Raw genomic sequence first — 26,910 nt, 5'->3', positions numbered from 1 at the left:
TCGTTCCCACCTGTCTTGATCGTCGAGGCGTCGAGTGGACGCGGGGAGTGCGTGGTGTCAGCAGACGACCAGTCCTTCATACCCGGCGTCTCCGTCGAGCAGCCCACGTCCGCCCGTGTCTACGGCTGGCTTCTCGGCGGCAAGGACAACTACGCCGTCGACCGGGAGTTCGCGCTCAAGCAGCTCAAGGAGTTCCCCGCCGGGCTCGACATCACCCGTGAGAACCGGCTGTTCCTCTACCGCGCCGTGCGCTGGCTCGTCGAGGAAGCCGGGATCCGGCAGTTTCTCGACATGGGCTGCGGGCTGCCCACGGAGAACAACGTCCACCAGGTCGCCCAGCGCTTCGCCCCCGACGCCCGCGTCGTCTACGTCGACAACGACCCCATCGTCCTCGCCCACGGCCGCGCGCTGCTCGCCGAGGACGCCTCCACCATCGTCGTCGACGGCGACCTGCGCGATCCCGCCACCATCCTCGACGACCCGCTCGTCACCCGGCTCATCGACTTCGACGAGCCCCTCGCCGTGCTCTACCTGTCGGTCATGCACCACGTGCCCGACGCCGACGACCCCGTCGGCGTCCTGGGCGCCGTGCTCGACCGCGCACGGCCCGGCAGTTGCGTGTGCCTGTCGCAGGTGGTCACCGACGACCCCGCCACCAGCGCCGCGATGACCGAGAGCGTCCGTGCCAAGGGCATCCCGTGGCAGACCAGGACGCCCGCCGAGGTCGACGCCCTCGTCCGGGGGCTGGAGCCGGTCGAGCCCGGTCTCGTGGACCTCGTCGACTGGCGGCCCGACCGGTTCCAGCCGCCGCTGGCCCCCGTCGACCCGGCTCTCCGGCCGTACCTCGGCACCACGAAGCACGCCAAACCCGTCTACGAGTACGGCGGCATCGTCCGTAAGCCCGCGGGCTGAGCCGCTGAGGCCGCCGAGCCGGTCAGCCCGCCGCCTCCACCAGCCCCCGCAGCACCCGCGCGTCCTCGCCCATCTCCGGGTGCCACTGGACCCCCAGCGCGAAGCTCCCCGCGTCCGGCAGCTCCAGCGCCTCCACCACGCCGTCGGCGGCGTACGCCGACGCGATCACGCCGGTGCCCAGCTCCGCCACCGCCTGGTGGTGGTACGCCGGGACCGTCACCGCCTCCGGCAGCAGCGAGGCGAGCCGCGTGCCCGGGACCGGTTTGATCTCGTGGGCGCCGAAGACGCCGGGGCGTTCGCGGTGGCCCTCCATGTGCTGGCTCAGCGTGCCGCCGCGGACGACGTTCATCAACTGCGCCCCGCGGCAGACCCCCAGCAGCGGCACTTCCGCCGCCAGGGCCGCCTCGATCAGGGCCAGTTCCCACTCGTCCCGCTCGCGTGACGTCGGGGTGACCGGGTCCGTGCGGGCGTCCGCCTCGGCGCCGTAGCGGGCCGGGTCCAGATCCGGGCCGCCCGCGATGATCAGGCCGTCGAGGCGGCGCAGGGTTTGGGCCGCGTGGGCCGGGGTGTCCGGGGGGAGCAGCGCCGGGAGGCCGCCGGCGCGCTGGGTGAGGCGGTGGTAGCCGGCGGGCAGCAGGGCCGCGGGCAGTCGCCACTGCCCCCACCGGGCCTCGTCGACGAGGTAGGTGGAAATGCCGATCAGGGGCCGGTCCATCACTTCTCCCTCGCGGTGGGGCGTTCGAGTTCCGCTTCCGCCTCCGCCAGCGCCGCGAACTCCTCCTCGGGCGCCGCCGCGACCAGACGGTGCCGACTGTAGAGGGCGAAATATCCCAGGGCCACCGCGTACACGCAGCCCGCGATCATCGCCGCCCACTTGTCCACCAGGAACGTCGCCACCAGCGCCGACAGCGCGAGCACGAACGCCACCGAGGACGTCGCCGCCCCGCCCGGCGTGCGGTACGGGCGGTGCAGCCCCGGCTCGCGGCGGCGCAGCACGATGTGCGAGAGCGCCATCAGCGCGTACGAGATGGTGGCCCCGAACACCGCGACGTTCAGCATCCGCGCCCCGTTCCCGCTCCCGGCCGCCAGCGCGAAGCCGATCGCGCCGGGGACCAGCAGGCCCAGGTACGGGGCCTTGCGGCGGGAGGTCAGGGACAGGACGCGGGGGAGGTAGCCGGCCCGGGAGAGCGCGAAGAGCTGGCGCGAGCCGGCGTAGATGAGGGAGAAGAACGAGGCGACGAGCCCGGCGAGGCCCGCGTAGTTGACGAACCGGCTGAGCGCGGTCGCCTCGCCGTCCGGTTGCAGCGCCTCCACCAGCGGGTTGCCCGCGTCCTGGACGGCGGCGGACCCGCGGGCGCCGGCGGCGGCGATGAAGGTGACGACGGCGAGCAGCAGCAGCACGCCCATCGCCCAGGCCATCGCGCGCGGCAGCGTACGGGACGGGTCCCTGGTCTCCTCGGCGGCCAGCGGCACGCCCTCGACGCCCAGGAAGAACCACATCCCGAACGGGAACGCCGCCCAGATGCCCAGGATCCCGAACGGCAGCCAGGAGTTGGCGCCGAGGGCGTCTTCGTCGACGGGGATGTCGTTCAGCGAGCCGGCGCTGAACTCCGTGAGGGCGCCGATGGCGAAGATGAGCAGCGCCGCGACCGCGACGGCGGTCACGACGAGGCTGAAGCGCAGCGCCTCGCCGACGCCCCACAGGTGGATGCCGAGGAAGATGACGAAGCAGGCGAGGTAGACGGGCCAGCCCGAGGTGAGCCCGAACAGCTCCAGCGACTCGACGTAGTCGCCGATGAAGATGACGATCGCGGCCGGTGCGAGGACGTACTCGATGAGGATGGCCGTGCCGGTCATGAACCCGCCCCAGGGGCCCAGCGCCTTGCGCGCGAAGCCGTAGCCGCCGCCCGCCGTGGGCAGCACGGAGGCCAGCTCGGCGAGGGCGAAGACCAGGCAGGTGTACATCAGGCCCATGAGCAGCGCGGCGATGGCCAGGCCGCCGAAACCGCCCTCCGCCAGGCCGAAGTTCCAGCCGGAGAAGTCGCCGGAGACGACGTACGCCACGCCGAGGCCGGTGAGCAGCAGCGGTCCGGCGCTGCCGGCGCGCAGCGCGCGGCGCTGGAGGTAGGCGTCGTCCGCGGCGGCGTGCGGGGCGGGACCGGAGCCGGCGGGGGCGCCGGAACCGCCTTCGGGGGCGGCGCGGGGGCCGGGCGGTGCGGTGCGGGACTCGGTGCCTTCGCTCATGGTGCCGCTCCTGCCTCAACGGACGGTGGTACGCGGTAATGGTGTGGCCCCCATACCTTTGCGGCGCCGAGGTGACGAGCGCAAGCCCCGTGCATGAAGGTCCTGTTACGCCGCCCCGCCCGCGGCGGGCGCTCAGCCCAGGAAGCCGCGCAGCAGCGCCGCCGTGCCGGCGCAGTGCTCGCGCATCATCTCGCGGGCGGCGTCCGGATCGCCGTCGAGCACCGCCCCGACGAGCGCGGCGTGCTGCGCCTGGCTGTGCTCCAGGTTCCGCACCAGCAGCGGGATGCAGTCCAGCAGGTCGTTGACGGTGGCCCGGACGGCGGCGTACTGCGCCGCGAGCCGCGGTGAGCCCGCGAGTTCGGCCAGGGTCAGGTGCAGCAGGGTGTCCAGCCGCCGGTAGTCGCCCAGCGGTGCGTCCTGGGTGGCCTCCAGGGCGGCGCGCAGCCGCGTCCGCTGCCCGGCCGTCATCTCGGTGCCGGCGCACAACTCGGCGGCGCCCGTCTCCAGCACCTCGCGGAAGCGGAGCACGTCCTCCAGGTCCGTACGCTCCGTGCGCCGGCGCAACTCCTCCTGCGCGTCCCGGCGCGCGGGGGTGCGCTCCCGTACGAACGTGCCCCCGTAGCGCCCCCGGCGGCTCTCCACCAGGCCCTCGTCCGCCAGCACCTTCAGCACGTCCCGCAGCGTCACCCGGCTGATCCGCAGCCGCTCGGCCAACTCCCGCTCCGCGGGCAGCCGCTCGCCCGGCGGCACCAGGCCCAGGCGCAGCACCTGGAGTATCTGCTCCAGCGCCTCCTCGAAGCCGTTGCCCGCCCGCACCGGGCGCAGTACGGTCCGCAGCCCGTCGCCGGCCGCCGCGTTGGTGAACGCTCTCATCCCGACCCCGCTCTCCCGACCCGCTGCCTCTGCCTACTTCCCAACCAAAGGTATCCACGCATACCTTAAGACGTCCGCAGAAGAGGAGACCGATCCGTGACCGACTCCGATCGCACCCCCGCGCTGCCCGTGCCCGAGCTGCGCCGGCTCGTCGACGCCGGTGAGCTCGACACCGTAGTCCTGGCCTTCACGGACATGCAGGGCAGGCTGCAGGGCAAGCGCTTCGCCGCCCCCTTCTTCCTCGACGAGGTGCTGGCGCACGGCACCGAGGGCTGCAACTACCTGCTGGCCGTGGACGCCGACATGAACACCGTCGAGGGCTACGAGATGTCGTCCTGGGAGCGCGGCTACGGCGACTTCGCCATGCACCCCGACCTCGCCACCCTGCGCCGTGTCCCCTGGCACCCCGGCACCGCCATGGTCACCGCCGACCTCGCCTGGCACGACGGCGCGCCCGTCACCGCCTCGCCGCGGCAGGTGCTGCGGCGCCAGCTCGACCGGCTCGCCGAGCGCGGCTGGACCGCGTACGCGGGCACGGAGCTGGAGTTCATGGTCTTCAAGGACACCTACGAGCAGGCGTGGAACAGCGCGTACCGGGACCTGACCCCCGCGAACCAGTACAACGTCGACTACTCCGTCCTCGGCACCGGCCGCGTCGAGCCCCTGCTGCGCCGCATCCGCAACGAGATGGCCGCCGCCGGTATGACGGTGGAGTCCGCCAAGGGCGAGTGCAACCTCGGCCAGCACGAGATCGCCTTCCGCTACGACGACGCGCTGACCACCTGCGACCAGCACAGCATCTACAAGACCGGCGCCAAGGAGATCGCCGCCCAGGAGGGCACGGCGCTGACCTTCATGGCCAAGTACGACGAGCGCGAGGGCAATTCCTGCCACATCCATCTGTCCGTACGCGACGCCGACGGTGCCCCCGTCTTCGCCGCCCCCGGCGGGTCCGATGCCCCGGAAGACGGCGGCGACGCCCCGTACGGGATGTCCGAGACCATGCGGCACTTCGTCGCCGGACAGCTCGCCTGCCTGCCCGAGCTGACCCTCCTCTACGCCCCGAACATCAACTCCTACAAGCGCTTCCGCCCCGGCTCCTTCGCCCCCACCGCCGTCGCCTGGGGCCCCGACAACCGCACCTGCGCCATCCGCGTCGTCGGTCACGGCGGCTCCCTGCGGCTGGAGAACCGGCTGCCGGGCGGCGACGTCAACCCCTACCTCGCCGTCGCCGGGATGATCGCCGCCGGGCTGCACGGCGTCGAGCGGAAGCTCGAACTCCCCGAAGCCTGCACCGGCAACGCCTACACCGGCGACGCCGCGCACGTCCCCGCCACCCTCCGGGACGCCGCCGAGCTGTGGAGCGACAGCACGCTGGCCCGGGAGGCGTTCGGCGAGGACGTCGTACGCCACTACCGCAACATGGCGCGGGTCGAGCAGGAGGCGTACGACACCGCCGTCACCGACTGGGAACGCTTCCGGTCCTTCGAGCGCATGTGAGGTCGAACTTGGCAGCACCGGCACCCGCAACCCCGGCACCGCCCGACACGCCGCACGAGCACATCGTCGTCAACCCCGCCACCGAGGAGGCCGTCGCCACCGTCCCGGCCGCGGGCCCCGCCGAGGTCGCCGCCGCGGTCGGCCGCGCCGCCGAGGCCCAGCAGGGCTGGGCCGCCCTCGCCCCCGGCGACCGCGCCCGGCTGCTGCGCCGCTTCGCCGCCGAGGTCGATGCCCGGAGCGAGGAGCTGGCCCGGCTGGAGGTCACCGAGGCCGGGCACCCGGTGGCCGCCGCCCGCTGGGAGGCGGGCAACGTACGCGACCTCCTCGACTACGCCGCCGGGGGAGTGGAGCGCCTCACCGGCAGCCAGATCCCGGTGGCCGGCGGGCTGAACGTCACCTTCGCCGAGCCGCTCGGCGTGGTCGGGGTCATCGCCCCGTGGAACTTCCCCCTGCCCATCGCCGCCTGGGGCACCGCACCCGCGCTCGCCGCCGGCAACGCCGTCGTGCTCAAGCCCGCCGAGACCACCCCGCTGACCGCGCTGCGGCTCGCCGAGCTGGCTCTCGAAGCGGGCCTGCCGGAGGGGCTGTTCCAGGTCGTGCCGGGCGCCGGACCGGTCGCGGGCGCCGCGCTCGTCGACCACCCGGACGTGGCGAAGATCGTGTTCACCGGCTCCACCGCCGTCGGCAAGCGCATCGCCGCGCGCTGCGCGGAGCAGGTCAAGCGCGTCACCCTCGAACTCGGCGGCAAGAGCCCGAACATCGTCTTCGCCGACGCCGACCTGGAGCGCGCGGCGGCCGCCGCCCCCGCCTCGTTCCTCGACAACACCGGCCAGGACTGCTGCGCGCGCAGCCGCATCCTCGTCCAGCGCAGCGTGTACGACCGCTTCCTCGCCCTGCTGGAGCCCGCCGTCCACGCCTTCACCGCCGGCGACCCGGCCGACCCCGGCACGCAGATGGGTCCGCTGATCTCCGCCGCGCACCGCGAACGGGTCCGCGGCCACGTCCCCGAGTCCCGCCCCGCCGCCATCCGCGGCACCGTCCCCGCGGGACCCGGGTACTGGTACCCGGCCACGGTCCTGACCGACGCGCCGCCCGACGACCCGGTCAGCCGCGAGGAGGTCTTCGGCCCCGTCGCCGTCGTCCACCCCTTCGACGACGAGGCCGAGGCCCTACGCCTCGCCAACGCCGGCCCGTACGGCCTGGCCGGCTCGCTGTGGACCCGCGACACCGCCCGCGCCGTCCGCGTCTCGCGCGCCGTGGCCGCCGGGAACCTCTCGGTCAACTCGCACAGCAGCGTGCGCTACTGGACGCCCTTCGGCGGCTTCAAGCAGTCCGGCCTCGGCCGCGAGCTGGGCCCGGACGCGCTCGCGTCGTTCACCGAGACCAAGAACGTCTTCATCAGTACCGAGGAGTGAGCACGTTGACCGACTTGACCGACGAGACCGCAGTCTGCCGCCGGCTGCCCGGCCGCACCGCCGTCGTCACCGGAGCCGCCAGCGGCATCGGCCTGGCCACCGCCCGCCGGCTCGCGGCGGAGGGCGCGCACGTCGTCTGCGCCGACGTCGACGAGACCGCGGGCAAGGCGGCGGCCGAGGCCACCGGCGGCCTGTTCGTCCGCACCGACGTCACGGTCCAGGAGGATGTCGAGGCGCTGTTCCGGGCCGCGTACGACACGTACGGCTCGGTCGACGTCGCGTTCAACAACGCCGGCATCTCGCCGCCCGAGGACGACTCCATCCTGCTCACCGGCATCGACGCCTGGCGCCGCGTGCAGGAGGTCAACCTCACCTCCGTCTACCTGTGCTGCAAGGCCGCCATCCCGTACATGCAGCGCCAGCGCCGCGGCTCGATCGTCAACACCGCCTCGTTCGTGGCCGTCATGGGCGCCGCCACCTCCCAGATCAGCTACACCGCCTCCAAGGGCGGCGTGCTGGCCATGTCCCGCGAGCTGGGCGTGCAGTTCGCCCGCGAGGGCATCCGCGTCAACGCGCTGTGCCCGGGGCCGGTCAACACCCCGCTGCTCCAGGAGCTGTTCGCCAAGGACCCCGAGCGCGCGGCCCGGCGGCTGGTGCACATCCCCGCGGGCCGCTTCGCGGAGGCGGAGGAGATCGCCGCCGCGGTGGCGTTCCTGGCGAGCGACGACGCGTCGTTCGTCAACGCCGCGGAGTTCCTGGTCGACGGCGGCATCGCGGGCGCGTACGTCACGCCGCTGTAGGCGCGGGCCGGACCTGGAGGGGCCTAGAGGAACGTACGGCCCTCGCCGCGGTACGTCGGGACGGTCTCCGTGACGCGCTCGCCCTCGATCAGGTGCAGCGCGTCGAACCGCTCGCACAGCTCGCCCGCCTTGGCGTGCCGGAACCACACCCGGTCGCCGATCAGCAGGTCGTCGGCGGGCGGGCCGAGCAGCGGCGTCTGCACCTCGCCGGCGCCCTCCTGCTTGTCGTAGCGCAGGCCCTCCGGCAGGTACGGCGTGGGCGGCCGGTCGGAGCCGGCCGGGCCCGAGGCGGGGTAGCCGCCGCCGAGGACGGTGACGACGCCGACGCCGGGGCGGCGGACGACGGGCAGCGCGAAGACGGCGGCGGGGCGGCCGGCGAACGCGGTGTAGTGGTCGAAGAGCCGCGGCTGGTACAGCCCCGAGCCGGCGGCGATCTCGGTGACCGCGTCCTCGGCGGCGGTGTGCTGCACGCTGCCCGTACCGCCGCCGTTGACGAACTCCAGGTCCGCCAGCCGCCGCACCGCCGCCACCGCCTCCGCCCGGCGCTCGGCGAGCTGCCGTCGGGCCACCGCCTGCATCAGCCGTATCCCGCGGGACGTGAGCGGCCACCCGGGAACGTCGTCCCCGACGCCGGCCACGTGCCCCTCGTACGCCATCAGCCCCACCAGCCGGAAGCCCGGCCGCCGCACCACCTCGCGGGCCACCGCCGCCAGCGCCGCCGCACCGGACAGCGGCGAGCGGCGGGCGCCGACGCGCAGCCGGCCGCCGAGCAGCCGCAGCGAGGTGTCCAGTTCCAGACAGACGCGCACCTCCTCGCGCCCGCGCCCCCGCGCCGCGTCGACGAGGTCCAACTGCGCCGGGTCGTCCACCATCACCGTCACCGCGGCGGCCAACTTCGGGTCGCCGGTCAGCTCGGCGAAGCCGGCGCGGTCCGCGGACGGGTACGCCAGCAGCACGTCGGAGAAGCCGGAGCGCGCCAGCCACAGCGACTCGGCGAGCGTGAACGACATGACTCCGGCGAAGCCCGGCTCGGCGAGCACCCGCTCCAGCAGCGCCCGGCAGCGCACCGACTTGCTCGCCACCCGGACCGGCTTGCCCCCGGCCCTGCGCACCAGATCGGCCGCGTTGGCGTCGAACGCCTCGGTGTCGACGGCGGCGAAGGGGGCGTCGAGGTGGGCGGTGGCCCGGTCGTAGCGGGCGCGCAGGGCCGCGTGGTCCGGGCGGGCGGCGGTGTGGTCCGGCATGAGGGAAGCCTGCCACCGCGTGGCCGGGAGACGGTAGTGGGTACGGACAGGATGAGGCATTCGGGCGGCGCACCGTCCGTCGCGGGAGCCCAGTAGAGTGTCGCGAGCGCCTGTCGGCAGGTCATCCGGGGGCTACTCACAGGAGGGGAGTGAGGGGGCTGTTGAGCACTGACGCAGAGCAGACTCCCGCGGCCCCGCCGTCGCCGGAAAGCCCGCCCGCGGCGAAGCCGCGGGAGAGCGCGGAGCCCGTACGGGCAGTGCCGCCGCAGGCGGGCACGGAGCCCTCGCGACCTGCGCAGGACAAGAGCGGCTCCGGCACCGCGGTACGCGCAGCCGGGACCGCGCCGGCCGCCGATCCCGTACGGCCACCGCGGCCCGCGCCGGCGGCCGAACCCCCGCCGCCCGCCGCCGAGTCCGCCGCCACCGCGCACCCCTCGCCGTCCGAGGACGCCTCCTCGGCCGGGACCCGGCCGCCGCAGCACCCGCCGCGGCCGTACGCCCCGCCCGTGCCCGCCGCCCCTCCCAAGCTCGTAGGCGCCCCGCTGCACATGGCATCCGTGCTCCCCTCCGACATCCCCCGCCCCGAGCCGGAGCCGCCCGCCGAACGGCGCTCCGTCGCGCGCACCGTGGCCGCCGCCGTCGCGCTCGTCACCGGCGCCGGCCTCGTCGTGGGCGCCGCCACCGGCAGCCTGCTCAGCGACGGGCCGAGCGCGCAGGCCAGCCCCGGGGCGTACGAGGTGGCCCGCGACCTGTGGCACGCCACCCCGGTCGACACCCTCTTCCCGCCCCGCCTCGAAGGCGACGGCGCGGGCCCCGGCGGCGCCGACCGCGTCTGGGTGCGCGTGGCCGTCGCCCCGCCCGCGGACTGCAAGCAGGGCCTCGACGGGGCGCTGGCGCGGGAGTTGCGCCGGGTCGGCTGCGAGAAGCTGCTGCGCGCCACGTACGCCGACGCCACCCGCAGCAGCGTCACGACCGTCGGACTGGTCTTCACCACGGCCGGTGCCGCGAAGATGGGCCGCTTCGAGGACCGCTTCGACGACAGGGGACTGGCCGCGCGGGCGGACATGCTGCCGCGCGCGTACGGCACGGAGACCGGCCCCGCCGCCGGCTTCGGCACCGAACAGCGCGCGACCTGGACCGTACGGGTGCTCTCCGACGCCCCCGTCGTCCTCTACGCCGTCACCGGCTTCGCCGACGGCCGCGCCGTCACCGAACCACAGCCCGCCAACGAGGCCGTCCACCCCGACGCCACCACCGCGCCCGCGCAGGCCGGCCTCGGCCACGACGCCGAGGGCATCGCCGACCGCGTCGAGCGCGGCCTGCGCAAGACCTCCGCCAGGGCGACGGAGTCCCCGCGGTGACCCGCCCGTTCCCGCCGCGCCGCCGCGCCGTCGCGCTCCTCGCCGCGCTGGCCGCCACCGCGCTGCTCGGCGCCACCGCCGCCCCCGCGCACGCGGACGGCCTCCAGGACCTGCAGTGGGGCCTGGACGACGTCCGCGCCCCCGAGGCGTGGAACACCACCCGCGGCGAGGGCGTCACCGTCGCCGTACTCGACACCGGCGTCGACGCCTCCCACCCCGACCTCACCGGACAGGTGCTGGACGGCAAGGACCTCGTCGGCTTCGGCGCCCGTCGCGGCGACGACTCCTGGGCCCGGCACGGCACCGCCATGGCCGGCATCATCGCCGCGCACGGCCACGGCGCCGCCGAGGGCGTCACGGGCGTCGCGCCGGACGCCAAGATCCTGCCGGTGCGGGTCATCCTGGAGGACGGCGACGCCCAGCGCGGCAAGGCCCGCGAGACCCGCGGCAGCGCGCTCGCCGACGGCATCCGCTGGGCCGTCGACAACGGCGCCGACGTCATCAACCTCTCCCTCGGCGACGACAGCAAGTCCGCCCACCCCGAGCCCGGCGAGGACGCCGCCGTGCAGTACGCGCTGCGCAAGGGCGTGACCGTGGTGTCGTCCGCCGGCAACAGCGGCGAGAAGGGCGACCGCATCTCGTACCCCGCGGCCTACCCCGGCGTCATCGCCGTCACCGCCGTCGACCGGACGGGAGCGCGGGCGGACTTCTCCACCAGGCACTGGTACGCCACCGTCGCCGCCCCCGGTGTCGACGTCGCCATCGCCGACCCCGACCGCACCTACTACGAGGGCTGGGGCACCAGCGCCGCCGCCGCGTTCGTCTCCGGCGTCACCGCCCTGGTCCGCGCCGCCAACCCCGACCTGACCCCCTGGCAGATCCGCGACCTGCTGCGGGACACCGCGCAGGACCCGCCCGAGGGCGGCCGCAGCGACGAGCTGGGCGCCGGCCGGGTGGACGCGGCGGCCGCGGTCGCGGCGGCGCGGGAGCTGACGGCGGCACCGCAGGAGCCGAAGTCGGCCGCCTACGACGAGAAGCGCTTCGGCTCGGCGCCCGCGCTGGTCGCCGAAGAGGACGAGGGGCCCAACGGCCTGGCGCTCGCCGCGGGCGTCATAGGCGTGGGGCTGATCGCGGGCGCGTGGTTCCTGTGGCGCGGCCCGCGAGCGCGCGCGGCCGGCATCTGGCGCGGCCCCGAGCCCCCGCCCTTCGCGCCGCCGCCGGCCGGGCCGCCGCGGTCGGCGCCCCCGCCCGGCGCCGCAGGACCGCGCCCGCAGGGCGGCGACGGGCCACCGCTAGGCTCGTCGGGTGTCGCTGAAGAACATCCCTGACCCCGGCTTCGCCACCGACGACGGCTCCGCGGACCCCCGCCTCACCGCCGCCCTCACCGCGTACGCCGACGCCCCCGACGACCCCGCGGCCGGGGACCGGGTGCTCGCCGCCCTCGCCGGCACGCGGGTGCTGGTCCCCGTCGTCGCCCTCCTCGGCGAAGCGGAGGAGGGGCCCGACGGCCTGCGGCGCGACAAGACCAGCGACATGGCCGTGCCCACCCTCGAAGTGCCCGGCGGCCGGCGTGCCCTGCCCGCCTTCACCTCCACCGCCGCCCTCGCCCGCTGGGACCCCGCCGCCCGCCCTGTGGCCGTACCGGTGCCCCAGGCCGTACGGGCCGCCGTCGCCGAGCGCGCCGACACCGTCGTCCTGGACGTCGCCGGACCCGTGCCGTACGAGCTGACCGGACCGGCGCTCCTCGCCGCCGCCGAGGGCCGCGGCAGCACCGACCCGCTGGCCGACCCGGGCGTCGTCGCGGCCGTGACCGCCGTGGTCTCCGGTGTCGCCGGGGTACGTGCCGCGTCCCTGGCCCGCGCCGGCGGGGCGGACGGCACCCTGGCCCTCGTGCCCGCCCCCGGCACCGCCCCCGCCGACGTCGCCCGCGCCGTCGCCGGGGCGCTGGCCGCCGACACCACCCTGCGGGCCCGGCTGGTCCGCGGCCTGGACCTGGCCCTGCTGCCGCCGGACACCCCGCTCCCGGGCGCCCCGCTGCCGCTGCGCCGGGCCGGGTAGCCCTCCGTACCCGGCCCCGGACCGCGGGACCGGCGCTGGTTAGGGTGGCCTCCGGTCCCGTACGAGGAAGTGAGCCCCCATGAGCGACACCGGCCCCGGCGCCGACGCAGGACCCGACTTCGACGCGATGACCCGCGACATCGCCGAGGTCCCCGCCGTGGAGGTGATCACGACGGTGGCGGTGCACCTGATGAGCGCCGCCGCGGTCAAGCTCGGGCTCGCCGAGGACGGGGCCGCGCACAAGGACCTGGACGAGGCCCGCAAGCTGATCACCGCGCTCGCCGGGCTGGTCACCGCGGGCGCCGCGGAGGTCGGCTCGTACCACGCGGCCCCGCTGCGCGACGGGCTGAAGTCGCTGCAGCTCGCCTTCCGCGAGGCGTCCGAGCACCCGGACGAGCCGGGCAAAGGACCGGGTGAGGCGTACACGGGTCCGGTCTTCGGCTGACCGCCGCCGCGGGCGCGGCACGGATGTGCCGGGTCTCTGCGCGCACTGGTATGCTGGACAGCGACCGGCCGGACGCACCATGCAGGAAAGAGGAGCGACCGGCCCGCAAGTGGAGGCTCCGATCTCCCACCCCCGGCCCCAGGCCGGCGGGTCACCGGTCCCCAGCGCCCCGCGGCTCGCTCTGCGGCGGTGCTCCCCGGCAGGAGCCACGCATTTGCGTCCCGTCCGGGGCTTTTTTCGTGCCCGCGGCGGATGGTCGGCAGACAGAACGTAACGCGGTTGCCCGCCAGGCAGTCGCGTGGTGGAAATGAGGAGGCCACATCAGCGCCGAGCCCCGCATCAACGACCGGATTCGCGTCCCCGAGGTGCGACTTGTCGGCCCCAGCGGCGAGCAGGTGGGCATCGTCCCGCTCGCCAAGGCCCTGGAGCTTGCCCAGGAGTACGACCTCGACCTGGTCGAGGTGGCGGCCACCGCCCGTCCTCCGGTGTGCAAGCTGATGGACTACGGGAAGTTCAAGTACGAGTCGGCCATGAAGGCCCGTGAGGCGCGCAAGAACCAGGCGCACACGGTCATCAAGGAGATGAAGCTCCGGCCGAAGATCGACCCGCACGACTACGACACCAAGAAGGGTCACGTCGAGCGGTTTCTCAAGCAGGGTGACAAGGTCAAGATCACGATCATGTTCCGTGGCCGTGAGCAGTCCCGTCCCGAGCTGGGCCGGCGGCTGCTGCAGCGCCTCGCGGAGGACGTGCAGGAGCTGGGCTTCGTGGAGTCCACCCCCAAGCAGGACGGCCGCAACATGATCATGGTCCTCGGTCCGCACAAGAAGAAGACCGAGGCGATGGCCGAAGCCCGGGAGGCCCAGGCCGCCCGCAAGGCGGAGCGCAGGGGCGACGACACCGCCGCTCCGGCGGAGCGCGCCGAGGCCTGATCGCGGACCCGGCCCCGGGTCCGGAGACGTAGGACGAAGTCAGTCTGACGCTTTCGCATGCCCTTTTACGGGGTGGCGGCAGGCGCCGAAGACGAGGAGTGAACGGCGAGATGCCGAAGAACAAGACCCACAGTGGTTCCAAGAAGCGCTTCCGCGTGACCGGCTCCGGCAAGGTGCTGCGTCAGCGTGCCAACCGGCGCCACTACCTGGAGCACAAGCCGTCGACTCTGACCCGGCGCCTCGCCGGCACGGTCGAGCTGTCCAAGGCCGACGCCAAGAAGGTCAAGAAGCTTCTCGGCAGGTGAGTCACCGCCCTGCACCGGCAGGGCGCAGGACTCAAGAGACCGGGACCCAGCCGTTCCGGGTCGCGCAGCCGACGCGACCCAGCCCCAAGGAGTGAACAAGTGGCACGCGTCAAGCGGGCAGTCAACGCCCAGAAGAAGCGCCGGGCGATCCTCGAGCAGGCCAGCGGTTACCGCGGCCAGCGCTCCCGCCTCTACCGTAAGGCGAAGGAGCAGGTCACCCACTCCCTCGTCTACAACTACAACGACCGCAAGAAGCGCAAGGGCGACTTCCGTCAGCTCTGGATCCAGCGGATCAACGCCGCTGCCCGCGCCAACGGCATCACCTACAACCGCTTCATCCAGGGCCTGAAGGCCGCGGGCGTCGAGGTGGACCGCAAGATGCTGGCCGAGCTGGCCGTGAACGACGCCGGCGCCTTCGCCACGCTCGTCGAGGTGGCGCAGAAGGCGCTGCCCAGCGACGTCAACGCGCCGAAGACCGCCGCCTGAGCGCCGCACTCGCACGGTACGTATCAAGGACCCGCAGGCCCGCCGGCCTGCGGGTTCTGTCTTCAGCGCGGTCCTTACCGCCGTCAAGAACCTGCTGTACGAAAGGTCTCCCCGCCGCCCATGGGCACCCCCGAGCCGATCTCGCCGCGCTCCGCCCGCGTCACCGCCGCCCGCAAGCTGCTCCGGCGTGCCGGGCGGGCCAAGGAGCGCAGATTTCTCGCCGAGGGGCCGCAGGCCGTCCGGGAGGCGGTGGCGTACGGTGCCGGTGCGGCCGGCGGCGCCGGGCCGGTGCTGGTCGAGCTGTTCGTCACCCCCGACGCCGCCGAACGGCACACGGAGATCGTCGAGGCGGCCCGGAGCGCCGGGGTGCGTGTGCACGCCGCCGCCGAGGAGGTCGTCGCCGGGCTCTCGCAGACCGTGACGCCACAGGGGCTCGTCGGCGTCTGCCGGTTCCTCGACGTGCCCCTCGCCGACGTCGTCGCCGCCCGCCCCCGGCTGGTGGCCGTCCTGGCCCACGTCCGCGACCCCGGCAACGCCGGCACCGTGCTGCGCTGCGCGGACGCCGCGGGGGCCGACGCCGTGGTGCTGACAGACGCCTCCGTGGACCCGTACAACCCCAAGGCCGTACGGGCCTCCGCCGGCAGCGTCTTCCACCTGCCCGTCGTCACCGGCGTGCCGGCCGAGCACGCCGCCGCCGAACTGCGCGCCGCCGGCGTGCGGCTCCTGGCAGCAGACGGGGCGGGGGAGCGGGACCTCGACGACGAACTGGACGACGGCGGCCTCGCCGCCCCCACCGGCTGGATCTTCGGCAACGAGGCGTGGGGGCTGCCCGCCGGGACCAGGGCGCTCGCCGACGCCGTCGTGCGCGTGCCGATCCACGGCCGCGCCGAGAGCCTGAACCTCGCCACCGCCGCCGCCGTGTGCCTCTACGCCTCGGCCCGGGCGCACCGCCCGATCGGCGGGTGCCGTCCCGTCAGCTCCGCCCGGTAAGGTGACCGCTCTAAGTCCGCGAGTCGACCGTACGGGCAGGCCAACGCCCGGTCTGCGGGAGGGGGTTCATGGGGTGGAGAGTGCAGATGACGGGCCCGAGGCCAAGGACCTCGGCTGTGCGCCCGACGATCTGCCGGACGGCCTCGTCGTGGCCGACGAGCGCGGCATCGTGGTGCGCTTCAACGCCGCCGCCGCCCGGATCACCGCCCTGGAGCCGGCCGCCGTCCTCGGCCGCCCGCTGACCGAGGCGCTGCCCCTGGAGGATCTGAAGGGCCGCCGCTGGTGGCGGCTGACGGACCCGTACGGGGGCCTGGCCATCCGCACCGGACACCCGGAGCGCAACCTGCTGCTGCCCGGCAACCGCGAGGTGCTGGTCGCCGCCCGCTACGTACGCGACGGGCGCGCGGGCCCGGTGCGCAAGCTCGTCGTCACCCTGCGCGGCACGGAGGCCCGGCGGCGCAGCGAGCGCAGCCACGCGGAGCTGATCGCCACCGTCGCGCACGAGCTGCGCTCGCCGCTGACCTCCGTGAAGGGCTTCACCGCCACGCTGCTGGCGAAGTGGGAGCGGTTCACCGACGACCAGAAGCGGCTGATGCTGGAGACCGTCCACGCCGACGCCAACCGCGTCACCCGGCTCATCGCCGAGCTGCTGGACATCTCCCGCATCGACTCCGGCCGGCTGGAGGTGCGCAAGCAGCGCGTCGACGTGGTCGCCGCGGTGCACAGGCACGTGGAGGCGCAGACCACCGCGGGCCAGGACCCGGCGCGCTTTCGTACCCTGGTGCCGCGGGAGCTGCCCGATCTGTGGGCCGACCCGGACAAGGTCGACCAGGTGCTGGGCAACCTGCTGGAAAATGCCGTGCGGCACGGCGAGGGACTTGTCACCATCGAGGTGGCACCCGCCACCCTCAACCACGGCAGGGAAGGCACCCAGGTCACCGTGAGCGACGAAGGCCCCGGCATCCCGGAGGAGTCGATGAGCCGCGTCTTCACCCGCTTCTGGCGGGGCAGCAAGCGCGGCGGCACCGGCCTGGGGCTGTACATCGTCAAGGGCATCGTGGAGGCCCACGGCGGGATCATCACGGTCGGCCGCGCCCCCGGCGGCGGCGCCCGCTTCCGATTTACCCTGCCCGTCGGCGCCCCGGCCCACCTCGCCTGAGCGGCGGCCGGCCCGCCCACGGGCCACACCCACGGGCTTCACCCACGTCCACGCGCCCGTAGACTCGACCCCCGGCCCTTCGGCGACCTCGCTCGCCGACCCCGCCGCGGCCGCCGGGTCGGGGCGCAGCCAGCCAATCGGAAGTACGGGAAGAGATGTCGGCACCGAACAAGTCGTACGACCCTGTCGAGGTCGAGGCACTGAAACCGGAAGAGATCGACCGGGTGCGCGACGAGGCGCTGGCCGCCATCGCCGCGGCCGGCGACCTCGCAGAGCTCCACGAGGTGAAGATCGCCCACGCCGGCGACCGCTCGCCGCTGGCGCTGGCCAACCGCGAGATCGGCGCCCTGCCGCCGCACGCCAAGGCGGACGCGGGCAAGCGCGTGGGCCGGGCCCGCGGCGAGGTGGGCCAGGCCCTCAAGCGGCGGCAGGAGGAGCTGGAGGCGGAGCGCGACGCCCGGGTGCTGGTCGAGGAGGCGGTGGACGTCACGCTGCCGTACGACCGCTCGCCCGCCGGCGCCCGGCACCCGCTGACCACGCTCTCCGAGCGCATCGAGGACATCTTCACGGCGATGAGCTGGGAGGTGGCCGAGGGCCCCGAGGTCGAGGCGGAGTGGTTCAACTTCGACGCGCTCAACATCGCACCCGACCACCCCGCGCGCAGCGAGCAGGACACCTTCTTCGTACGCGGCCCGCAGCCCGAAGGCGCGGGGGAGCGGCAGGGCGACGACGAGTCCGGCGTCGTGCTGCGTACCCACACCTCGCCCGTGCAGATCCGCTCCATGCTCGACCGCGAGCCGCCGGTCTACGTGATCTGCCCCGGCCGCGTCTACCGCACGGACGAGCTGGACGCCACCCACACCCCCGTCTTCATGCAGGTCGAGGGGCTGGCGGTGGACGAGGGCCTGACGATGGCCGACCTCAAGGGCACCCTCGACCACATGGTCTCCGCGCTCTTCGGCGAAGGCATGCGGACCCGGCTGCGCCCGGACCACTTCCCGTTCACCGAGCCGTCCGCCGAGATGGACATGGTCTGCTTCGTCTGCCGCGGCGAGTCCGTCGGCAACCCGGACCGGCCCTGCCGCACCTGCGGCTCCGAGGGCTGGATCGAACTGGGCGGCTGCGGCATGGTCAACCCGAAGGTGCTGGTCGCCTGCGGTATCGACCCGGAGCGCTACAGCGGGTTCGCGTTCGGGTTCGGGATCGAGCGGATGCTGATGTTCCGCCACAACGTCGAGGACATGCGAGACATGGTCGAGGGTGACGTGCGCTTCACCAGGCCGTTCGGGATGGAGATCTGATGCGAGTCCCGCTTTCGTGGCTGCGGGAGTACGTCGACCTGCCGGCCGGCGAGACCGGCCGCGCCGTCCAGGCCCGGCTGATCAGCGCAGGCCTGGAGGTCGAGACCGTCGAGCGGCTCGGTGCGGGCCTGACGGGCCCGCTGGTCGTCGGCCGGGTGCTGGCGATCGAGGAGCTGACGGAGTTCAAGAAGCCGATCCGCTACTGCCAGGTCGATGTCGGCGACGCCAACGGTACGGGCGACCCGCAGAACATCATCTGCGGGGCGAGCAACTTCGCCGTCGGCGACAAGGTCGTCGTCATCCTGCCCGGCGGCGAGCTGCCCGGCGGCTTCAAGATCGGCGCCCGCAAGACGTACGGCAAGGTCTCCGAGGGCATGATCTGCTCGGTGCGCGAGCTGGGCATCGGCGACGACCACGACGGCATCCTCGTGCTGCCGCCGGAGTACGAGCCGGGCACCGACGCGATCGCGCTGCTGGAGCTGAACGACGAGGTCCTTCACATCGCGGTCAACCCCGACCGCGGCTACGCGCTGTCCCTGCGCGGCGTCGCCCGCGAGACCGCCATCGCCTACGGCCTGCCGCTGCGCGACCCGGCGCTGCTCGACGTCCCGTCGCCGAACGACTACGGCTACGAGGTCAAGGTCGACGACCTGCGCGGCTGTGACCGGTTCACCGCCCGCGTCGTCACCGGCGTCGACCCCGAGGCCCGCTCGCCGATCTGGCTGCAGCGCCGGCTGCAGAAGGCCGGCATGCGCCCGATCTCGCTCGCCGTGGACGTCACCAACTACGTGATGCTGGAGACCGGCCAGCCGCTGCACGCCTACGACCGCGACCGGCTCGACGGCCCCCTCGGCGTCCGCCGCGCGGCCCCCGGCGAGAAGCTCACCACCCTCGACGGCGTCGAGCGCACCCTCCACCCGGAGGACCTGCTGATCACCGACGACCGCGGCCCCATCGGGCTGGCCGGGGTGATGGGCGGCGCCGACACCGAGATCGCCGAGGCCGAGGTACGCGACCACCTGCTCGGCACCGTGGCGGGCACCACCGACATCGTCATCGAGGCCGCGCACTTCGACCCCGTCTCCATCGCCCGCACCTCACGCCGCCACCGCCTCACCTCCGAGGCGTCGCGCCGCTTCGAGCGCGGCGTCGACCCCGAGGCCGGCCCCGCCGCGGCGCAGCGCACGGTGGATCTGCTGGTGCTGCTGGCCGGCGGCTCCGCCGAGGCGGGCGTGACCGTGGTCACCGCGCCCCGCGGGCCGCGTACCGTACGGATGCGGGCCGACCACCCGGACCGGGTGGCGGGCGTGACGTACGGGCGCGAGACCGTCGTGCGGCGGCTGCAGGAGGTCGGCTGCGACGTCTACGGCGCCGACGAGCTGACCGTCACCGTGCCGACCTGGCGTCCCGACCTGGTCTCGCCGAACGACCTCGCCGAGGAGGTCATCCGGCTCGAAGGCTACGAGAACCTGCCGTCCACGCTGCCCCGGCCGCCCGCCGGCCGCGGTCTGACCGGCCGGCAGCGGCTGCACCGCAGGGTCGGCCGGGCGCTGGCCGGCGCCGGCTACGTCGAGGTGCTGAACTACCCGTTCCTCGGCGAGGCGGCGCTCGACGCCCTCGGCCTGGAGCCGGACGACGCCCGCCGCCGTACGGCCACCCTCGTCAACCCGCTCAGCGACGAGGAGCCGGCGCTGCGCACCACGCTGCTGCCGGGGCTGCTCGCCGCCCTGCGCCGCAACCACGGCCGCGGCGCCGCGGACCTGGCGCTCTTCGAGACCGGCCTGGTCTTCCGGCCCTCCGGCTACGAGACCGCGCCGGTGCGGCTGCCCGTCGACCGGCGACCCACCGACGAGGAGATCGCCGGGCTCGACGCCGCCCTGCCCAAGCAGCCGCGCCGCGCCGCCGTGGTCCTGGCCGGCGCGCGTGAGCGGGCCGGCTGGTGGGGCCCGGGCCGCCCGGCGGACTGGGCGGACGCGGTGGAGGCGGCCCGTACCGTGGCCCGGGAGGCGGGCGTGGAGCTGGCGGCGGAGGCCGACCGGCACGCGCCGTGGCACCCCGGCCGGTGCGCCGCGCTGTACGCGGTCGTGGACGGCGAGCGGCGGGTCGTCGGCCACGCCGGCGAGCTGCACCCGCGGGTGGTCAAGGCGCTGCAGTTGCCGGAGCGCACCTGCGCGATGGAGGTCTCGCTCGACCTGCTGGAGATCGCCGGCGGCGGTCCGCTGCCGGCGCCGCGCATCTCCACGTACCCGGTGGCGACGCAGGACGTGGCGCTGGTCGTGGCCGCGGACGTGCCGGCGGCGAGGGTCGCCGAGGCGCTGCGCGCGGGCGCGGGGGAGCTGCTGGAGTCGGTGCGGCTGTTCGACGTCTTCACCGGCGAGCAGGTGGGCGAGGGCCGCAAGTCGCTCGCCTACGCGCTGCGCTTCCGCGCCGCCGACCGCACGCTGACCGCCGAGGAGGCGGGGGCCGCCCGGGACGCCGCGGTGGCCAGGGCCGCCGAGGAGGCGGGCGCGGTGCTGCGCGGGGCGTGACCCCGAAGAGCGGTACGGGGCCGGCCGCCGGCCCCGTACCGTCGTACGGTGCAGGCGCCCGGCTGGGTGGCCACCGCCCTGGCCGCATGAGTTCGGCGTGTGGTCCCGCCCGCCTGGTTGAAGCTGAACTCGTAGCATGGCGTGAAGAGTTGAACCTCGCACACCAGGCTGCACACGGACCCCTCGCTCGGCAGATGGTGGAAATGTCCGAATCTTCATTTGTTGCTCAGAACGGCTTCCCCTCTCGATAAACACCCAGGTCAGCGAGACTGCTCCCCGCGCACGCGGGGATGGACCCACGTCGTGGCGAACCTGGGTGCAAGGCGACATCTGCTCCCCGCGCACGCGGGGATGGACCCATCAAGGAGCAGCATCAGCAGCTCTACCAGGACTGCTCCCCGCGCACGCGGGGATGGACCCCGGGAGAACCTTTCCATGATGGCGCCGCCGGACTGCTCCCCGCGCACGCGGGGATGGACCCGTCTTCTCGATCATCCCGTCAGCGGCCCGGCGCTGCTCCCCGCGCACGCGGGGATGGACCCTGCTGACGTGCACGGGGACGCCGTTCCGGCTGCTGCTCCCCGCGCACGCGGGGATGGACCCCTCACGCAGCGGGACGCCATGCTGGGGCAGATCTGCTCCCCGCGCACGCGGGGATGGACCCCCGAGGTCGGCCAACGCACGCCACAAGGCGGACTGCTCCCCGCGCACGCGGGGATGGACCCCCCCCGCGCCCCGGCCCTTCGTCGAACACATCACTGCTCCCCGCGCACGCGGGGATGGACCCGCCAGCGTGTTCCACGACCGGCCCGTGGACTGCTGCTCCCCGCGCACGCGGGGATGGACCCGAAGCGCTCTCGTACCTGCGCACGAACCGCAGCTGCTCCCCGCGCACGCGGGGATGGACCCCGGTCGGCCCGATAATCGTCACGTGCTCCCCGCTGCTCCCCGCGCACGCGGGGATGGACCCGGCTCGAAGGTTCACCCGACGTGCACGGACCGCTGCTCCCCGCGCACGCGGGGATGGACCCGCGCCGCCGTGCCGGCCATCACCGAAGCGCCACTGCTCCCCGCGCACGCGGGGATGGACCCGCGCGAAACCCCCGCCGGATCTGTCACGACGGCTGCTCCCCGCGCACGCTGGGGATGGACCCGGGAACGGGTAGCGCGGGCGGTGGACGATGTCCTGCTCCCCGCGCACGCGGGGATGGACCCAAGTGGCGGTGACGCACTGCGCCGTCTTGTCCTGCTCCCCGCGCACGCGGGGATGGACCCCTCCCTGACCCCGAGCGGAAGTTGACCATGCCTCTGCTCCCCGCGCACGCGGGGATGGACCCGTGCCGGCGGCGTTGCAGAAGCTCGCCGAGCTCTGCTCCCCGCGCACGCGGGGATGGACCCGGGTCCGGGTCCGGGTCCGGGTCCTCGTGCTCCTGCTCCCCGCGCACGCGGGGATGGACCCTGCGCGCAGCGCTCACCGCGGCGAGTGCGGCGCTGCTCCCCGCGCACGCGGGGATGGACCCGCCGAGCACGCCGAGGTGACCATCCAGGCCATCTGCTCCCCGCGCACGCGGGGATGGACCCTACCGGCACGACCCGGGCCGCAAGGCGAAGTACTGCTCCCCGCGCACGCGGGGATGGACCCTTCCCCAGCTTCGTGTCCGCGTAGGCGCGGTCCTGCTCCCCGCGCACGCGGGGATGGACCCTCCGCATTCCGAGTCGGGAAGATGCTAATTCCCTGCTCCCCGCGCACGCGGGGATGGACCCGCGCCGGGTTCGAGCCCTTGGCTACCGTCTCCCTGCTCCCCGCGCACGCGGGGATGGACCCACGGAGGGGGCGCGGTGCGTCCCTCGAACCGGCTGCTCCCCGCGCACGCGGGGATGGACCCTTGCCACGGATTCCGTGGTGTTCTTCCCTTCCCTGCTCCCCGCGCACGCGGGGATGGACCCGGTAAGGGCACCATCGAACGCACGATCAGCCGCTGCTCCCCGCGCACGCGGGGATGGACCCGGGGCGGCGACCATGGCCTCCGTGAGGCCGGTCTGCTCCCCGCGCACGCGGGGATGGACCCCGCACCAAGCCGCGTCCGCACGGCAGCCGACGCTGCTCCCCGCGCACGCGGGGATGGACCCCTGACGGGCCCGGCGCAGCAGGGCAAGAGCAACTGCTCCCCGCGCACGCGGGGATGGACCCAGGTCGTGCAGCCGCTGGCGTTGGTCGTCGCTCTGCTCCCCGCGCACGCGGGGATGGACCCAAGGTTCGTGTGACCCTCAAGGGTGGCAAGGGCTGCTCCCCGCGCACGCGGGGATGGACCCGCTTGAGGCAGCGTTCGGCGCGGGCCATCGTCTGCTCCCCGCGCACGCGGGGATGGACCCCACGCCAGCGCTTCGATCGCCTGGACGAAGAGCTGCTCCCCGCGCACGCGGGGATGGACCCCCGCCCCCCAGGAGGTCCCCCACCCCACCCTCTGCTTCCCGCGCACGCGGGGATGGCCCCAACTCCGACCGCACCGCACGCGTCTACGAAAACTGTTCCCCGCGCACGCGGGGATGGACCCCTGGCGGTGGCGATGGACCCGGCGGGGAACGTCTGCTCCCCGTGCACGCGGGGATGAACTCGTCGGCACCGGTGACGATCCGCAGCGGGCCGGAGCCGGAATGGTGCTCTGTGCTGACACCACAACGACCCCCGCTGCGTGGCGAGGGCCGGTCGCTCGGAGTCTGCTTTTAGGGGGCTCAGGCGGGGAACTCCCCGCCCTTGACGGCGGCGACGAATGAAGCCCAGCCATCCGCCGAGAAGATGAGCGCCGGACCGCCCGGGTCCTTCGAGTCCCGCACCGGCGTGATGCCGGGGAAGCTGTCGGAGACCTCAACGCAGTTCCCGTCGCCCCCGTTGCTGTAGCTGCTTTTGCGCCACCGCGCGGCGCCGAGGTTGGCGGTACTCATGATGCCGTGTCCTCCATGATGGTTCTGATGAAGTCGAGCGAGTCTGGCGGCGGAAGGGCCGCGTCTCGCAACTGATCGTATGACAGCCGGTATTGGGCCACCTCTTTCGCGTCCTCCACCAGGTCCCCCGACTTGTTGCCTTCCAGGTAGGCAACGCCCACCCCATCCGACTGCCACAGCAGCGACAGCGAACCGCCCATGAGGTCGTGGACGCCTGCCGTGAAGGGGAGGACCTGGATCACGGTGGAAGGCTGCTCGGCGGACTCCAGGAGGTGGGCAAGCTGTCCAGCCCACACCTTCGCGTCTGCGGTTTGCCGCCTGAGCGTGGACTCGTCCAGGATCACGCGGAGGCTCGGGGGCGGCTCCCGCCGCAGCAGTTCCTGGCGGCTGAGTCGCAAGGTCACCTGTTCCTCCAACCAGTCCGGCTCCCCGTGGTTTGGAGATGACGACAGGACGGCGCGCGCGTAGTCCTCGGTCTGGAGGAGTCCGGGGAACGTGGTCATGTACTTGTGCATGATCACCGCCCCCTCCTCGTACCGGATGAACAACTTGTACCTGTTCACGATGACGCTGTTCCGCGCGGACTTCCAGAGCTTCACCAGCAATCCGTCAGTCCCGTAGTAACTGTCCAGATCTTCCATGACTAGGCGCTTTGAAATTCGATCGCCATTTTCGAGACGATTCAAGTAGCTTCGTTCGTATCCAGTATCTTCTGCGAGCTGAGCTAGAGATTTACCCGTTTTCTTCCTCAGCGTGACAAGTGCGTGAGCCAACACCTCGCGTGCGTCTTGCTTCTCCCGGTCTGTGTCCTCGCGTACCTGTTCTGCCATGCCGGCTCCCGCTGTTGCCTGCCGCTGCGACAACGCCCGGCGGGGCGTCAAGTCGCTCATTCACGGTGATGGTTGGGATACGCAGAGTAGTACCCGGCAGGGAGCCGGGGACACCCGAGAGACCCCCGCGGAGATTCGATATGACGACGGCAGGCAGCCAGGCAGCAGATGGACAGCCCCCCGAACTGTCTCCTTGGGCTCCAGCGGCAGGCGGGGAGTCGCCTGAGCCCTCAACGACGACGCCCCGGGGGCAACTGCGGAGGGAATCAAGGGTTTACGGCGGCGGACCAGGAGGGCCAGCGTCTGCCGCTTCACCCGCAGAACCGCATGGCTCCGGGCGCGAGGAGGTCGAAGGGGAGACGAACACCGGCCACGGCACGGCTCCCGCCCGTAACGAGGCAGAGGCCGTGACCATGTACGCGCGCATGTTCGCCCGGAGTGCCGCCTCGGTCGGCAAGGCGCGCGACTTCGCCGCAACCGTGGTTGGCATGGGCGACCGTACCGACGACATCCGCGTGTGCGTCTCCGAACTCGCGACCAACGCGCTCCAGCACACGCCCGTCGGCCGCCGCTTTCTCGTACGGATCATCTGCGATGAGGGTGTCGTGCGTATCGAGGTGCACGACGCCAACGGCGGCACTCCGCGCCTGTGTACGCCCGCGGATACCGAAGAACGCGGGCGTGGCCTGATGCTCGTCTCCGCGTTCGCTGACGATTGGGGAGTGTCTGACCGCTCCGGCCCCGGCAAGCTCGTGTGGGCGGCGTTCAAGATCCAGGCCGCTGCGGAGGCGTCGTGTTAACGGCCCGTGCCGGGGTGTCGGGCCCCGGGTTCATAGCGAGGCTGTGCGCCGCAAACTGGCTCGACGTGGCGAGGCTGCCCCGGTGGCGCGGCTGCTATCGGGCACCCCGTGCCGTTGCCCTCGGGCTTCATGGCACCAGTTCCTCTGGCAACGTATCTGCTCACAGCCCCGCAGCCCGACCCGCCCGCCCCAGGGGGTACGCCACGGGGTTCGCCGCCGTACGCGGCGCCGCCCGGCCCCGAGGAGGGCCACGCCCGGCAACCGACGCTTGCGCGGTGAGCCGGGCCGCGGGGAGCCGCACCGTGCAGGCAGCCGCCGCCGGCGGACCGGCGCTCCGGCATCCCGCCCGAAAGCGGCACCGGCTATACCGCGGTACGCCCCGCGAACCCGGCTCCGCCAGGGCCCGCGCCGGTGCACCTGGTGTCGTGTGGGCACCCCCCGGGCCACCCCGTCGCTTGATCGTGCGGGCCTGCGTCCGGCGGTCAAGGGCGTCCCCTCCGCTTCGCTGTGGGAACGTCGCCTCGCGATGGGGCTTCGCCCCACCCTTGACCCCGGACTCCGGCCCGTGGACAGACCGGCAGCTATGAGGTGGCCCGAGGGAGCGGGCACCCAGGACCGAGACTACGGATGCAGAGCCCGGACGACGGGGGGCGAGTGCCGAGGCCGGGCCCGCCCTGATCGCGGATGCGCCCCGCGGCGGGCGCCGGGACGCCGGTGGTTCGCGGGCCGGCCGAAGGGCGGGGGTATCCGTCGGAGCCGGGCCTGGCCCCGAACGCGGGCGGACACGGCGCCGGGGAGGCGGCCCGGCGCCCGGGCGCGGGCACCGCGGGCGGTCGCTACGAGGGCCGGGAGGCGCTCAGGCGGGTACCGCGGCACGCCGATACACGAAAGTTGAGGCACGTGGGCGATTCGCCCTTTGCGAAGAGTGTTACCGCGGGTTCGGCACCTTCTCGTGCGCCCGGGCCCGCAGGGAGGGCGACCCGCACCCCCGACCCGGGCACGTGCTGCCGCGGGCGAAAGTCGGGGCCCGTGGGCGATTTGCGCCGCTTTACGGAGGGGGTTACCGCCGATACCGCCCACCAACGCGCACCCGCACGGACGTTGCGCACGCGTCGCGCGCCGGGACGTCGGCCTTCGGGACGGTCGGGGCGGGATGCGAGGGCCCAACCGCCGATCGCTCCGAACCATCGCCGACGATTCCCGAAGCCGGCCGCCAGGCGGAGGCCGGCGGCTTTCGAGGTGGGCCCCAATGCTCCAACCCACGTCGCGGCAGCACACCCACGACCACCCCCCCTCCCCGGCCCCGCCCCCGCAGGACCCGGCCCACCCAACGCACCCACCCGGCAACGGCACGCCTCTCCACGGCACCGCGCCCGCCGACACGCGGGCCCCGCCCGGAACCGCAGCCCGGCCACGACCGGCGCCCGCCCAACCCCCGGCGGGTCGCCACGGCGCGGCGGCGCGGCGGCCTTCGCCGGTCCCGGCCTGCCCGCCACCCGGCGACCTACGGGAGCCGGCGAACAACGTCGCGATCTGCCTGCTCCGGGCGCTCCAACGGCCACACCGCGCGGCGGGACGCCATCTCGGCCCGCCTGCCCCGTCGGCCCCGCAGTGGGCCGCGTCCCGCGTGGCGATGTGGCCGGTCGGGGGATGACTCCGCAGGTCGCAGCACCGAGTTGTGAGTCGCGCACGACCGCGGAGAGCACCCTGCTGGGTGGTGGCCTCCTCCGCCTGCGGGCGAGGAACCGCTTCCCGCGCGTGGGGATGGATCCCCGCGGGGGCGA

22 protein-coding genes and 1 CRISPR repeat array are annotated in these 26,910 nt (G+C 73.9%); of the genes, 16 read left to right on the top strand and 6 right to left on the bottom strand.

The window, feature by feature from the left end:
- Positions 1–54: 54 nt before the first annotated feature.
- Positions 55–912 carry an SAM-dependent methyltransferase gene (locus tag ABGA99_RS30210; protein ID WP_347580846.1) on the top strand — a complete coding sequence of 286 codons (858 nt, stop codon included), beginning with the start codon at positions 55–57 and terminating at the stop codon, positions 910–912.
- Between the two features lie 22 nt (positions 913–934).
- Here ABGA99_RS30210 and ABGA99_RS30205 read toward each other — a convergent pair whose 3' ends face one another.
- The 3 genes from ABGA99_RS30205 to ABGA99_RS30195 all read right to left on the bottom strand — a co-directional run bounded on the left by ABGA99_RS30205 (position 935) and on the right by ABGA99_RS30195 (position 4,029).
- Positions 935–1,627 carry a gamma-glutamyl-gamma-aminobutyrate hydrolase family protein gene (locus tag ABGA99_RS30205; RefSeq protein ID WP_347580845.1) on the bottom strand — a complete coding sequence of 231 codons (693 nt, stop codon included), beginning with the start codon at positions 1,625–1,627 and terminating at the stop codon, positions 935–937.
- On the bottom strand, positions 1,627–3,156 hold the full coding sequence (gene eat / locus ABGA99_RS30200) for an ethanolamine permease (protein ID WP_347580844.1): 1,530 nt from the start codon (positions 3,154–3,156) through the stop codon (positions 1,627–1,629). Before eat ends, ABGA99_RS30205 begins: the two co-directional genes overlap by 1 nt.
- Before the next feature lie 132 nt (positions 3,157–3,288).
- Entirely contained in the window at positions 3,289–4,029 is a 741-nt protein-coding gene (locus tag ABGA99_RS30195; protein WP_347580843.1) for an FCD domain-containing protein, read from the bottom strand.
- Positions 4,030–4,125: 96 nt separating this feature from the next.
- On the opposite strand from ABGA99_RS30195, the gene ABGA99_RS30190 reads away from it, so the two are divergent.
- Genes ABGA99_RS30190 through ABGA99_RS30180 form a run of 3 tightly spaced genes read left to right on the top strand, consistent with a single transcriptional unit; the run spans position 4,126 to position 7,744 of the window.
- Positions 4,126–5,529, top strand: a complete 1,404-nt coding sequence (locus ABGA99_RS30190) for a glutamine synthetase family protein (RefSeq protein WP_347580842.1) — start codon at positions 4,126–4,128, stop codon at positions 5,527–5,529.
- An 8-nt stretch (positions 5,530–5,537) separates the two neighbouring features.
- Positions 5,538–6,944 (top strand): aldehyde dehydrogenase family protein, encoded by a 1,407-nt coding sequence (locus ABGA99_RS30185; protein ID WP_347580841.1) that lies wholly within the window; start codon positions 5,538–5,540, stop codon positions 6,942–6,944.
- 14 nt (positions 6,945–6,958) lie between these two features.
- Entirely contained in the window at positions 6,959–7,744 is a 786-nt protein-coding gene (locus ABGA99_RS30180; protein WP_347580881.1) for a 3-oxoacyl-ACP reductase, read from the top strand.
- A 23-nt stretch (positions 7,745–7,767) separates the two neighbouring features.
- On the opposite strand, the gene ABGA99_RS30175 is transcribed toward ABGA99_RS30180, so the two are convergent.
- On the bottom strand, positions 7,768–8,988 hold the full coding sequence (locus ABGA99_RS30175) for an alanine racemase (RefSeq protein WP_347580840.1): 1,221 nt from the start codon (positions 8,986–8,988) through the stop codon (positions 7,768–7,770).
- 161 nt (positions 8,989–9,149) lie between these two features.
- On the opposite strand from ABGA99_RS30175, the gene ABGA99_RS30170 reads away from it, so the two are divergent.
- From ABGA99_RS30170 to pheT, 11 genes are all read left to right on the top strand, one after another.
- Positions 9,150–10,349, top strand: a complete 1,200-nt coding sequence (locus ABGA99_RS30170) for a hypothetical protein (RefSeq protein ID WP_347583865.1) — start codon at positions 9,150–9,152, stop codon at positions 10,347–10,349.
- Positions 10,346–11,677 (top strand): type VII secretion-associated serine protease mycosin, encoded by a 1,332-nt coding sequence (gene mycP / locus ABGA99_RS30165; RefSeq protein WP_347583864.1) that lies wholly within the window; start codon positions 10,346–10,348, stop codon positions 11,675–11,677. Before ABGA99_RS30170 ends, mycP begins: the two co-directional genes overlap by 4 nt.
- Entirely contained in the window at positions 11,655–12,407 is a 753-nt protein-coding gene (locus ABGA99_RS30160; protein WP_347580837.1) for an SseB family protein, read from the top strand. The genes mycP and ABGA99_RS30160 overlap by 23 nt, the downstream gene beginning before the upstream one ends.
- A gap of 79 nt (positions 12,408–12,486) precedes the next feature.
- Positions 12,487–12,852, top strand: a complete 366-nt coding sequence (locus ABGA99_RS30155; protein ID WP_347583863.1) for a DUF1844 domain-containing protein — start codon at positions 12,487–12,489, stop codon at positions 12,850–12,852.
- Positions 12,853–13,172: 320 nt separating this feature from the next.
- A complete protein-coding gene (infC, locus tag ABGA99_RS30150) occupies positions 13,173–13,784 on the top strand; it encodes a translation initiation factor IF-3 (RefSeq protein ID WP_347580880.1) in 612 nt (203 codons plus the stop codon).
- Positions 13,785–13,894: 110 nt separating this feature from the next.
- Positions 13,895–14,089 (top strand): 50S ribosomal protein L35, encoded by a 195-nt coding sequence (rpmI, locus tag ABGA99_RS30145; RefSeq protein ID WP_018852864.1) that lies wholly within the window; start codon positions 13,895–13,897, stop codon positions 14,087–14,089.
- 99 nt (positions 14,090–14,188) lie between these two features.
- Positions 14,189–14,575 carry a 50S ribosomal protein L20 gene (rplT, locus tag ABGA99_RS30140; protein ID WP_347580835.1) on the top strand — a complete coding sequence of 129 codons (387 nt, stop codon included), beginning with the start codon at positions 14,189–14,191 and terminating at the stop codon, positions 14,573–14,575.
- A 120-nt stretch (positions 14,576–14,695) separates the two neighbouring features.
- Positions 14,696–15,565 carry an RNA methyltransferase gene (locus ABGA99_RS30135; RefSeq protein WP_347580834.1) on the top strand — a complete coding sequence of 290 codons (870 nt, stop codon included), beginning with the start codon at positions 14,696–14,698 and terminating at the stop codon, positions 15,563–15,565.
- Between the two features lie 73 nt (positions 15,566–15,638).
- Entirely contained in the window at positions 15,639–16,724 is a 1,086-nt protein-coding gene (locus tag ABGA99_RS30130; RefSeq protein ID WP_347580833.1) for an ATP-binding protein, read from the top strand.
- A gap of 155 nt (positions 16,725–16,879) precedes the next feature.
- Positions 16,880–18,025, top strand: coding sequence for a phenylalanine--tRNA ligase subunit alpha (gene pheS, locus ABGA99_RS30125; protein WP_347580832.1), 1,146 nt, complete (start codon positions 16,880–16,882; stop codon positions 18,023–18,025).
- Positions 18,025–20,553: a phenylalanine--tRNA ligase subunit beta gene (gene pheT / locus ABGA99_RS30120; RefSeq protein WP_347583862.1), complete on the top strand. Its 2,529-nt coding sequence runs from the start codon at positions 18,025–18,027 to the stop codon at positions 20,551–20,553. The genes pheS and pheT overlap by 1 nt, the downstream gene beginning before the upstream one ends.
- A 269-nt stretch (positions 20,554–20,822) precedes the next feature.
- Positions 20,823–23,169: direct repeats of the CRISPR family, unit length 29 nt; unit sequence CTGCTCCCCGCGCACGCGGGGATGGACCC.
- Positions 23,170–23,286: 117 nt separating this feature from the next.
- Here the strand turns inward: pheT and ABGA99_RS30115 are convergent.
- Complete coding sequence (locus ABGA99_RS30115) at positions 23,287–23,496, bottom strand: DUF397 domain-containing protein (RefSeq protein WP_347583861.1); 210 nt, start codon at positions 23,494–23,496, stop codon at positions 23,287–23,289.
- A complete protein-coding gene (locus ABGA99_RS30110) occupies positions 23,493–24,386 on the bottom strand; it encodes a helix-turn-helix transcriptional regulator (protein ID WP_347583860.1) in 894 nt (297 codons plus the stop codon). Before ABGA99_RS30110 ends, ABGA99_RS30115 begins: the two co-directional genes overlap by 4 nt.
- A 347-nt stretch (positions 24,387–24,733) precedes the next feature.
- On the opposite strand from ABGA99_RS30110, the gene ABGA99_RS30105 reads away from it, so the two are divergent.
- Positions 24,734–25,126, top strand: a complete 393-nt coding sequence (locus tag ABGA99_RS30105) for an ATP-binding protein (RefSeq protein ID WP_347583859.1) — start codon at positions 24,734–24,736, stop codon at positions 25,124–25,126.
- The last annotated feature ends 1,784 nt before the right edge of the window (positions 25,127–26,910 follow it).

The organism is Streptomyces sp. B5E4, from assembly GCF_039871555.1.
Taxonomy (GTDB): domain Bacteria; phylum Actinomycetota; class Actinomycetes; order Streptomycetales; family Streptomycetaceae; genus Streptomyces.
Note: the sequence above shows the minus strand (reverse complement) of the source record. Positions and strands in the feature narration are given on the sequence as shown.